The sequence below is a fragment of the Longimicrobium sp. genome, assembly GCF_036280135.1.
Classification (GTDB): domain Bacteria; phylum Gemmatimonadota; class Gemmatimonadetes; order Longimicrobiales; family Longimicrobiaceae; genus Longimicrobium.
Genome location: NZ_DASURI010000726.1, coordinates 1 through 6,208 on the forward strand (window position 1 = coordinate 1; position 6,208 = coordinate 6,208).

General features: G+C 71.4%; 4 protein-coding genes. 3 read left to right on the forward strand and 1 reads right to left on the reverse strand.

Going from position 1 to position 6,208, the window contains the following annotated elements; genetic code table 11:
- Window positions 1-239 precede the first annotated feature (239 nt).
- From lgt to VFZ20_RS23445, 3 genes are all read left to right on the forward strand, one after another.
- The gene (gene lgt / locus VFZ20_RS23435; RefSeq protein WP_329686386.1) at window positions 240-1,079 is read left to right on the forward strand and encodes a prolipoprotein diacylglyceryl transferase; all 840 of its coding nucleotides are present in this window, start codon (window positions 240-242) and stop codon (window positions 1,077-1,079) included.
- 76 nt (window positions 1,080-1,155) lie between these two features.
- Window positions 1,156-2,007, forward strand: a complete 852-nt coding sequence (locus tag VFZ20_RS23440) for a metallophosphoesterase (RefSeq protein WP_329686387.1) — start codon at window positions 1,156-1,158, stop codon at window positions 2,005-2,007.
- A 480-nt stretch (window positions 2,008-2,487) separates the two neighbouring features.
- Complete coding sequence (locus VFZ20_RS23445) at window positions 2,488-3,411, forward strand: alpha/beta hydrolase (protein ID WP_329686388.1); 924 nt, start codon at window positions 2,488-2,490, stop codon at window positions 3,409-3,411.
- Between the two features lie 251 nt (window positions 3,412-3,662).
- Here VFZ20_RS23445 and VFZ20_RS23450 read toward each other — a convergent pair whose 3' ends face one another.
- Window positions 3,663-6,059, reverse strand: coding sequence for a penicillin acylase family protein (locus VFZ20_RS23450; protein WP_329686389.1), 2,397 nt, complete (start codon window positions 6,057-6,059; stop codon window positions 3,663-3,665).
- Window positions 6,060-6,208 lie beyond the last annotated feature (149 nt).

Consider the following 6,208-nt stretch of genomic DNA (forward strand, 5'->3'; position numbering starts at 1 on the left):
CGTTGCGAGGAACGAGCAAAAGGCGGGCGGGGGAGAGGGCCCCGCGTCGCGCAACGACGCGCCTCTGCCATCCCCTGTGATCCATCGCCCACCCGCTGGAACTCCACCGCAATCGTCCGTCCCCGCATCCGCCGATCACCATCCGTCCTCCCTCACGCCTTTACCGATCGGCCCAAGTGGCGTAAGTTTATGCGCGACAGGTGTTCCCGCTCGTTCTCCCCCTCGAACAGGTCCCCGCGATGTTGCCCGTTCTCTTCGAAATCGGTGGCTTCAAGGTCACCAGCTTCGGCGTGATGATCGCGCTGTCGTTCCTGGCGGCCGGCTGGCTGCTCGCGCGCGAGCTCAAGCGCCAGGGGCAGGACCCCGAGGCCGCGTGGGACCTGGCTGGCTGGGCGGCCATCTGCGGCATCCTGGGCGCCAAGTTCTACTACCTCATCCTGCACTTCGGCGAGACGGCGATGGACCCGTGGGGCGCGCTGCTGTCGCGCTCGGGGCTGGTGTGGTACGGCGGCCTCATCGGCGGCGCGCTGGGCGTGCTGTTCCGGCTGCACCAGCTCAAGCTCCCCACCTGGAAGGTCGCCGACGCCGTGGCGCCCGCCCTGGCGCTGGGCTACGCCGTGGGCCGCGTGGGCTGCTTCCTGGTGGGCGACGACTACGGCGGCCCCACCAACGCGCCGTGGGCCGTGGCCTTTCCGCAGGGGGCGCCGCCCTCCACCGCCGCCAACCTGCGCGCCTTTGGCGTGGACGTGCCGGCCTCCGTGCCCGACAGCACCGTGCTCTCCGTGCACCCCACGCAGCTGTACGAGACGGGGATGACGCTCATCATCCTGGCGCTGCTCGTCAAGCTGCGTCCGCGGCTGGCGGCCACGCCGGGACAGCTGTTCTTCGTGTGGCTGGCGCTGGCGGGCGTGGAGCGGTTCATCGTGGAGATCTTCCGCGCCAAGGACGACCGCCTGCTGGGGATGTTCTCCGTGGCCCAGCTCATCAGCGTGCTGCTGATCGCCACGGCGGCGGCGTTCTACCTGGCCCTGCGCCGCGCGCCGGCGCCCAAGGCCGGCGGCCGCGTAGCCCGCGCCTGATCCGCGCCCGCCGGATGCGGATGCACCCTGTCGACCGGCCGGCGGACCCGTTCCGCCGGCCGGTTTCTCATTGCCGATGAACCGACGCCGATTCCTGGCCCTCTCCGCCGCCGCGGCGGGCACGGGCTCCCTGTCGCTGGGCGGATACGCGGCATACGTGGAGCCGCACCGGGCCGGCTTTACCCATCACCGGGTGAACGCGCGCACGTCCCCCGCGCAGCGCGAGATCACGTTCGTGCAGGTGAGTGACCTGCACCTGCACCGCGTGGGCGCCATGCACCGGCGCATCGCCACGCGGGTGAACGCCATCCGCCCGGAGCTGCTGCTGTTCACGGGCGATTCGGTGGACAAGCCCGACCGGCTGGGCGAGCTGCGGTCGCTGCTGGCCCTGTTCGACGCGCGCACGCCCAAGTACGCCATCCTGGGCAACTGGGAGCACTGGAGCGGCGTGGACCTGGGCGAGCTGGCGGACGTCTACCATCGCGCCAACTGCCGCCTGCTCGTCAACGAGTCCGCCATCCACGACGCGGGCGGCCGCGGCCTGGTGCTGACGGGGCTGGACGATTTGATCGGCGGACGGCCGGATGGGCGCGTCCTGGCCACGGTGCCGGACGCGGACGCGCACCTGCTGCTGGCGCACTGCCCCGAGCACCGCGACCGGCTGATCGTCCCCGCGCTGGGCGCGATACCGGCGCCGGTGGACGTGAGCCGGATCACGATGATGCTCAGCGGCCACACGCACGGCGGGCAGGTGAGCCTGCTGGGCTGGACGCCGATCTTGCCGGCGGGGAGCGGGCGCTACGTGCGCGGCTGGTTCCGCGATCCCGGCGCCGTGCCGCTGTACGTGTCGCGCGGCATCGGCACGTCCGTGATGCCCGTGCGCCTGGGCGCGCCGCCCGAGGTGGCCGTGTTCACGATGTGGGTGTGATGGGGGGATGACGGTGGGCAGCGGGCGCGTTCCAGCCTCGGTGACCGATGCTCATCGCGGCATCGCGGGTCTCGTCCGGGAAGGGCCGTCCCCCAGCCGGAGCGAATGAATTCGCCGCTGGAAAGGCACGAAATCCGCCTTCGCGGACTGTCCCGGCGGAGGCCGTGTCGCGTGCGCCGGCGACGACCCTCCGGCAGTTGAAGCCTCACGCAATCTGTGAGGCTTCCCGCTGTCGTTGGGGTGGTCCGTGCCGCTTCCGGCTACAGGGAAAGCGGGGTGGAGTTCGCGATTTTCCAGCGTCGAGCCCATTCGCGTCCGATGCCAGGGGCCGCATGGGATTTTCGGAATTCGCGGCAGAATCCGATTCCTCCGCGCGTTCGTAAACAGGTGAGACGCGGCCGAGACGGCGGTGTCTTATCGTCCCATCCGCCCGCATCCATGCTGGGCATCGATCTCAGGTCATCCGCACCCAATCCACCCATGCCTGCATACACGACGTTCGCCCGGCGCTTCGCCCTGCCCGCGATCCTCATTGCCGCGGCGGCGTGCGACAACCCCGCCCAGGTCAGCCAGCCCATCGACGCCGGGACGGCGGAAGTCGCGGCGTCAAAGAACATCCAGCTGCGCGAGGTCACGCTGCCCAGCGGCGTGCGCCTGCAGTACGCCGAGACGGGCCGGCCGGACGGCGAGCCCATCATCCTGCTGCACGGCTACACCGACTCGTGGTTCTCGTACAGCCGCATCCTGCCGCTGCTGGCGCCCAGGTACCACGCCATCTCCGTCACGCAGCGCGGCCACGGCGACAGCGACCGGCCCGGCAGCTACACGCCGCAGGATTTCGCGGCGGACGTGGACGGGCTGATGGAGGCGCTGGGCATCGAGCGCGCGACGGTCGTGGGCCACTCCATGGGCAGCTTCATCGCGCAGACGGTGGCCATCGAGTATCCCGGGCGCGTGGAGAAGCTGGTGCTCGTGGGCTCGGCGACGGTGGCGGGGAACGAGGGCGTGCTGGGCCTGCGCGATGCCGTGCAGACGCTGACGGACCCGGTGCCGTACCAGTTCGCGTACGACTTCCAGTCCAGCACCGTCTTTCACCCCGTCCCGGACGCGTTCCTGCAGACGGCCGTGGGTGAGAGCCTCAAGCTGCCCGCGCAGGTGTGGAAGGATGTGCTGGACGGGCTGATCGCCACGCGGAACGCCGATCGGCTGGACGAGATCCAGGCGCCGACGCTGGTGATCTGGGGCGAGCAGGACGCCATCTTTCCGCGCGCGGAGCAGGACGCGCTGATCGCGGCCATCCCCAACGCCACGCTGTCCGTCTACCCGGCGACGGGCCACGCGCCGCACTGGGAGCGCCCCCGCGACTTCGCCCGCGAACTGGAGAAGTTCGTCAAGCAGCACTGAGCCCGCGTCAGGCGCGAGCGGAAGGCGGGGAAAAAGGGTGGGGGGATTCAGACAGGGAGCGGAGTGTCTCTCGCGCGCGGAGGGCCCCCTCCCCCCGACCCCCTGCCCCCGCTTCGCGGGGGAGGGGGAGAACTGCAAAAGAGACGAACCCCGGGCGGCCATGCCGTCCGGGGTTCGTCTTTCGCACTTTCGCACTTTCGCACTTTCGCACTCACGCACTCACGCACTCACGCACTCACGCACTCACGCACTCACATCCCCGGCCGCAGCGTCATCCGGCTGACGGCGCGCGCCTCGGCCTTGCCACGATCGAGCGGAATGAGCCACAGGCGGCCCTCGCGCCACATCGGGGTCTGGTCGCGGTAGTGCGGGGAGTACGGGTTGCCGCTCTGCCCCGTGGGGATCACGAAGCCGCCGGAGCCGTCCGGGTCCGCCATGTCCACCACGTGGCGCTGGCTGCTGCCGTACGCGTTGTTGAACGGCGGCGTGCGCCCGCCCCATCCGCTCACGTTGACCGTGTAGAACGCGCCACCGTTGGGAAACGGGCCGATGTTGAGGCCGAACGCGCGGTCCAGCACGCTCACCACGCCCATGGGGTGGTCGATGCGCGTGACGTGCAGGTCACCCCAGCGCTTTTCTCCCACCCGCTCCACGGCCGTACGCATGGCCGCCGCCGCCAGGCCGTCCAGCGTCTCCGTGGAATCCGTCGTCACGTCGTCCACCCATGGGCCGCCACCGCGCGCCAGCACGCGCTCCATGGCCGTGCGCGGAAAGTAGACCGGCTTGCCCCGGAACTCGTCCGATCCCACCCGCGTGCGCAGCTCCTCGAACCACACGTAGAACAGCGCCGCCCCGCGCGAGTCCACCCTGGCCTCGCCGTTCCACGCGCGCAGCTCGTGCGCGGCATCCGCCAGCCCCGCGTTGTCCGCGGCCCGCACGGCGCGCGGCAGGTGGCGCAGGGCCCAGGCGTCGCGCACGTCCATCTGCTGCGCCAGCACGTCCGCGGCGGTCAGGTCGCGGCCGGCCTCCACCATCTGCCGGATGCGGACGGCGCGCCACGGCTCCGCCCAGTTGGCCGTGATGTGGTGCGGGTACTGGCTGCCCACCTGGCGGTTGTTGGCCGTGACGACAAAGCCGTCCGCCGGGTTGCGCACGTGCGGATGCTGGTTGAAGCGCAGCCAGCCCGTCCAGTCGCCCTCGCCCGTCCAGCCGGGGACGGGCAGCACGCCGTCACCCCCGCGGCGGATGGGGACGCGGCCCGCCATCCAGTAGCCGAACTGCCCGTCGGCGTCGGCGTAGACCACGTTCTGGTGCGGGTTGTTGAACCCGCTGACGGCCTGCAGGAACTCGTCTGCGTTGCGCGCGCGGTTCATCTCGAAGAGCGCCGCCACCTCGGTGGAGGGCGCGTACGCCGTCCACTGCATGGCGATCACGCGGTTCGTGCCGCCGCGCTCGTCCACGTCGGAGATGACGGGCCCGTGCCGCGTGGCCCGCACCGCCTGCACGACGGGCGCCTTGCCCTTTACGCGGATGGTGTCCTGGCGGACCGTCATCTCCGCCCATCCCTCGGGCGTGCGGTACCGGTTGGGGTTGGCGGAATCGACCTGCTCCACGAACAGGTCCACGTCGTCCACCATGGCGTTGGTGTAGCCCCACGCCACGCGGCGGCTGTGGCCGGCCACGACGACGGGCACGCCGGGGAGCGTCATCCCCGTGACGTCGAAGGGGCCGCCGTGCAGGGCCGCCAGGTACCAGATGGCGGGCGCCCGCAGCGCCAGGTGCATGTCGTTGGCGAGGATGGGCTTGCCCGAGCGTGTCCGCGACCCGCCGATGACCCACGAGTTGGACGCGTGCGACGCCGACGCCGTCTCCAGCAGCTCCAGGGCGAGTTGCGGCACGTCCGGCAGCTCCACGCCCGAGACGCGGGGCAGGGCGGCGGCGGGCGCGGCCTGGGCCGGCGGCGCGGCGCCCCGGCCCTCCCAGTCGGCGTCGCCGCCCAGGATCGTCAGGCCGGAATCCGGATAGAACGGCAGCACATCGCGCCCCAGCGAGTCGCCCACGGCGTCCAGGGCGCGCTGCACCTCCAGGCCCACGTTCCAGTCCGCCAGGTCCCACGCCATGATCTTGGCGATGGAAAGCGAGTTGCGGACGGTCCACGGCTCCGGCTTGAAGCGCAGGGTGACGAACTCCGGCGGCAGCGGGCCGGGATGGTTGCCGATCCACGCGTTCACGCCGTCGGCGTAGGCCTGCAGCAGGCGCCGGTGCGCGGGGTCCAGCCGCGCCTCGTTCTCGGCCGCCGCGCGCCCCATGCCGATGGTGCGCAGGAACCGGTCGGTGTTGACCAGGTTTTCGCCCAGGATCTCGGCCATGCGGCCGTCGGCCACGCGGCGAAAGAGCTCCATCTGGAACAGGCGGTCCTGCGCGTGGACGTAGCCCATGGCGCGGAACAGGTCGTCCTCGTTGCGCGCCCACACGTGCGGCACGCCCAGGGAGTCGCGCCACACCTCCACGGGCGCCTGCAGCCCCGCGATGGATGCGTCGCGGGCGGGGTCCGCCGCCGAGCGGCCCAGCCACCAGCGCCCGCTGAGAACGACGATCAGCAGCAGCGCGACCAGCGCCAGCAGGCCGATAAGGAGCTTCTTGCGCATCTGGGGATCCGGACGGGCGTGGCGGGGTGGGGGCGTGACGGTGCGGGATGCGTGAGAATGCGACGGAAGGGCGTGCGTGGTCAAGGCGGCGGGGCCCTCACCCGCGGGCCCTCACCCGCTCGCTGTCGCTCGCACCCTCTCCCGCAAAC